Annotated in this window: 4 protein-coding genes; all 4 read left to right on the top strand. The window is 43.0% G+C overall.

Going from position 1 to position 4444, the window contains the following annotated elements; genetic code table 11:
* Positions 1–1379 (top strand): SpaA isopeptide-forming pilin-related protein (locus G4407_RS15745; protein WP_274597667.1); only part of this gene is annotated, 1379 nt, incomplete at its 5' end.
* Between the two features lie 88 nt (positions 1380–1467).
* Entirely contained in the window at positions 1468–2628 is a 1161-nt protein-coding gene (gene metK / locus G4407_RS15750) for a methionine adenosyltransferase (RefSeq protein WP_173689633.1), read from the top strand.
* A complete protein-coding gene (locus G4407_RS15755) occupies positions 2628–3605 on the top strand; it encodes a DUF3991 domain-containing protein (protein ID WP_173689634.1) in 978 nt (325 codons plus the stop codon). The genes metK and G4407_RS15755 overlap by 1 nt, the downstream gene beginning before the upstream one ends.
* A 6-nt stretch (positions 3606–3611) precedes the next feature.
* The gene (locus G4407_RS15760) at positions 3612–4358 is read left to right on the top strand and encodes a hypothetical protein (protein WP_173689635.1); all 747 of its coding nucleotides are present in this window, start codon (positions 3612–3614) and stop codon (positions 4356–4358) included.
* Positions 4359–4444 lie beyond the last annotated feature (86 nt).

The raw sequence follows: 4444 nt of genomic DNA on the forward strand, positions 1-4444 counted from the left end.
AAGAAACAGGTATTTATAAAGGCTTTAAATATGAAGAAACCGGAGTAGAAGGTGCTGAATTCGAAGTATATGCCAAGGATACCATCTATTCACCGGACGGAGCAAAGGACGAAGAAGGAAATCCAGTTGTCCGTTATGAGAAAGATGACCTGGTAGCCAAACTGACTACAGATGAAAATGGAACAGCAGTTATCTACAATCTGCCACTGGGAACGTATTATCTGAAAGAGGTTGTAGCAGGAGAGAATTTTGTCCTGAATACAGAACAGAAAGAATTTACCCTGACAGCAGAGGATGATACACAGGCAGTTGTTTATGAAGGCATTACCTATAAAAATGAAAGACAGAAAGTTTCCGTATCGGTAGAAAAGAAGGATTCTGTCACAGGAGAAAAGCTGGAAGGTGTTATTTTTGGACTGTATGCTGCGGAAGATATTCTTTCTAATCAGGGAGAGGTTCTCGTAGAGAAAGATACCCTGCTGGAAAAGAAAGCAACAGATACAAAGGGAACACTTACTTTCGACAGTGATCTTCCACATGGAAAATACTATGTCAAAGAGGAAGTCAGAAAAGCCGGATATCTTCCAAATGAAGAAGTATGGAATGTAGATGCAACCTATGAAAATCAGAATCTTGCAAAGATTGAACTGAACAAAGAAGTTGAGAATCAGCCGACAGAAACACGTATTACCAAAACAGATGCAACAACCGGAAATGAGCTGGAAGGAGCAAAACTGCAGGTCATTGATAAAGACGGAACTGTTTTGGAAGAGTGGATCAGTACGAAGGAAGAACATGTCATTTACGGACTGCCGGAAGGAAGTTATACCTTACATGAAGAACTGGCTCCTTATGAAGATGGTTATGTGTCTGCCAGCGATGTGACGTTTGAAGTCAAAGAAGATGGCAGTGTGACAAAGGTTGAGATGAAAGACGAATATTCCAAAGTGGAAATTTCAAAAATAGACCTAACAACCGGAAAAGAACTGGAAGGGGCAAAGCTTCAGATCATCCGCAAAGACGGAACTGTTTTGGAGGAGTGGATTACGGATGGAAAGCCACATTCCGTTGCAAAGCTCCCGGTCAATGAAGAACTTACTCTGCGTGAGATCACAGCGCCGGATGGTTACGAGATTGCGGAAGATGTTACATTCACATTGAAAGATACAATGGAAGTCCAGAAAGTAGAAATGAAAGATGCCAGAACACCGGAGAAAACAACAGAAAAAACAAATGCACCAAAAACAGGTGATAACCAGAAAGTATGGCCGTTTGTTCTGCTTGCACTGGCATCTGCCGGAACAGCTACAGGAGTGACTGTATACCGCAGAAAGAAGTCAAAAATGACAGACAACAAAGAAGAAACAGAAGAAAAATAAAATAAAAATTACAGGATAAACCAATCTGACAGGGCAGGAGATGTGCATAAGGCAGCGCCTGCCCTGTCTGTAGATAAGGAGAAGAAAGATGAGACGTTTTTATACAGCAGAATCAGTAACAGAAGGACACCCGGATAAAGTATGCGATCAGATAGCCGATGCAATCTTAGATGAATGTCTGCGTTACGATCCATCTTCGAGAGTGGCGTGTGAAGTCCTTGCTACAAGAGGAAATGTGTTTGTAGCAGGAGAAATCACCAGCGGATATGAACCACCAGTGTTTGATGTGATCCGAAAAGTTTTAGAAGAGTGTGGATATTGTACAGATGGGATAGAAATGGATACGTTTGTACACCAGCAGAGTCCAGATATTGCGAAAGCAGTGAGTGTGTCGAAAGAATTTCGGGATAATATCGGCGCAAAATTAAGAGATAGAAGCAGGGGAGCTGGAGATCAGGGTGTTATGGTCGGATATGCGTGTGATGATACTCTGCAGCTTATGCCAATGCCGACTGTTCTGGCACACCGGATCACACGTGAACTTTCGGCTTGCAGAAGAAGCGGATATATCAAAGATATCTTTTCGGATGGAAAAGCACAGGTAACCGTAGAATATGAAGATGGAAAACCAGTGAGACTGGAAAGTGTTGTTGTTTCCTGCCAGCATGGTGCAGAAAAGAACCTGAAGAAGTTAGATGCCGAGATCAGAGAGAAAGTGCTTCGCTCAGCACTCAGATTACTGCCGCCGGATGAGGATACGAAGATTCTGATCAATCCGTCAGGAAAATTTGTGTGCGGAGGATTTGATGCAGATACCGGATTGACCGGAAGAAAGCTGATGGTGGATACTTATGGCAGTATGGTTCCGCATGGCGGCGGTGCATTTTCGGGAAAAGACTGTTCGAAAGTAGACCGTTCGGCAGCTTATATGGCAAGGTATATCGCCAAAAATATAGTAGCTGCTGAGTTTGCAAGCAAGTGTCAGGTGTCTTTGGCTTATGCAATCGGAGTAGCAGAGCCGGTTATGATTGAGGTAGACACCTTTGGTACAGGAAAAGTGTGTGCGGATGATTGTCTGGCGGCAGCAATCCCACTGGTGTTTGGAGTGACACCCGTTCAGATCATGGAATCCCTTCGACTGAATCGTCCGATTTTCCGTCAGACGGCAGTTTTTGGTCATTTTGGAAGAAAGGAGTTTCCTTGGGAGCGGACGGATAAGGTACTGGCTCTTCAGGACGCAATTCTGTAATGCCCTGGGTAACGGAAGAAGAGATTCAGGCAGCAAAAAATATGACTGCGTATGAGTATTTGCGAACGCATCAGGCACAGCGACTGCAAAAGACAAGGACCAGAAATGAATGGCAGTTGACGGATCATGACAGTTTTAAAATCAATGAACTGTCCAGCAAATGGCATTGGAAATCCAGAGATATCGGTGGCGTGTCCGCACTGCGGTTTCTGATTGAAGTAGATGGAATGAAATTTACAGATGCCGTAAAACTGTTGTGCGAAGAGAGTCCGTCTTTTATTCCGACACAGGCTGTGGAAAGGGAAAAACTGCCATTTAAGCTGCCGGAGAGGCATTGTAATTGCAGACGAATCAGGGCTTATTTAAACCACAGAGGAATCAGCGATGAAGTGATCACATATTGTATTTCACATGAAATCCTTTATGAAAGTGTCCCGTACCATAACGCTGTTTTTGTTGGGAAAGATGAATCCAGAAAAGCAAGATATGCATTCCTGCGAGGAATCTATGAAAAAAACGGGAAGGGATTCAAGATGGAGCAGACCGGGAGTGAAAAAAAGTACAGCTTTTGCATTCCACCGGAAAGAGAAACAAAGCGAGTTGCCGTATATGAAGCGTGTATTGATGCATTGGCACATATGACACTGGAAGAGGGAAAGCAGGATAAATACCGGCTTCCCCTTGGGGGAATTGCTGCTCCGAAAGAAAACGCACAGATACAGAGTGAACGTTTTAAAAAGCCACCGGACGCACTGGAAGCGTTCCTTAAGAACCATCCGGAAATCAAGGAAATTGAAATCTGTACGGATAATGATTTTGCCGGAAGATGGGCAAAAGAACAGATGAAAAAGCATTATGAAGGAAGATACAAGATAATCAGCAACCTGCCGGAAAGAGAAGGGGCAGACTATGCAGATCTTGCAAAAGAAAGAAAGCAGACGAATCTGTGCAGAGACAGACCATTGGAAAGCAGGTGATAGAAAATGGAAGAAAAAGAAACGATACACATCAATCTATTGACAGAACTGACTGGAAATCTTATTTCGAAAGAATCGGAATGGGAAGAAGAGTGGACAGAAAATGATGCATATGGAATGCCTTTGGATGGGACAGACCTTGCCTGGTATGAAAGTGCGATCCGTGAGGAACTGAACCGATATGGGGAAGATGACCTTATGCAGTATTTTGATGGAAGTGAGTCCATTCAGGGAAAGATACAAAGTGCAGTTGTTACGATAGAAAACAAAGACGGAATCCTGTACGGATGTACCAAACTGGAATTAAATGAACTTTTAAGTCAGGAAGAACTACAGGAATTCACTGAATACATTACAGGACAGTACAGTGACGGTTGGGGTGAAGGATTTGAGCAGAGGGATATCAAGGTAGATGGAGGAACGCTGAATGTGCATTTTTGGCATCCTGATATAGAACAGCCGAAAATGTATGAGAAGAAAACAGAGCAGATTCCGACAAAGCCTGAGAAACAACGTCCCAAGTTACAGCTCCTTGGACATAATGGGAATATTTTTTCCATTATGGGCGATGCCTCAACTCTTTTGAAAAAGAATAAACAGACAGCAGAAGCAAAAGAAATGTGTAAAAGGGTATTGGAAAGTGGGGACTATTACAAAGCACTTTTGATTATCAGTGAATATGTGGAAACCGAGTTGAGTCCACCATCAAAAGAAAATAAAAAGACAAAGAAGAAAAATCAGCCGGAACGCTGAGAAAAGAAAGGATGATGCCTATGACAAATGGCCTGAGTTTGGAAGAACTTATGAAAGAGGGAACATACCCAGAGGAATATGCCGAA

The sequence above is a fragment of the Allocoprococcus comes genome (assembly GCF_013300725.1).
GTDB classification, from domain to species: domain Bacteria; phylum Bacillota; class Clostridia; order Lachnospirales; family Lachnospiraceae; genus Allocoprococcus; species Allocoprococcus comes_A.

What these genes read in the sequence shown, in the direction of transcription:
- metK (WP_173689633.1), top strand. Translation starts at nt 1,468, where the DNA reads ATGAGACGTTTTTATACAGCAGAATCAGTAACAGAAGGACACCCGGAT.
- G4407_RS15755 (WP_173689634.1), top strand. Translation starts at nt 2,628, where the DNA reads ATGCCCTGGGTAACGGAAGAAGAGATTCAGGCAGCAAAAAATATGACT.
- G4407_RS15760 (WP_173689635.1), top strand. Translation starts at nt 3,612, where the DNA reads ATGGAAGAAAAAGAAACGATACACATCAATCTATTGACAGAACTGACT.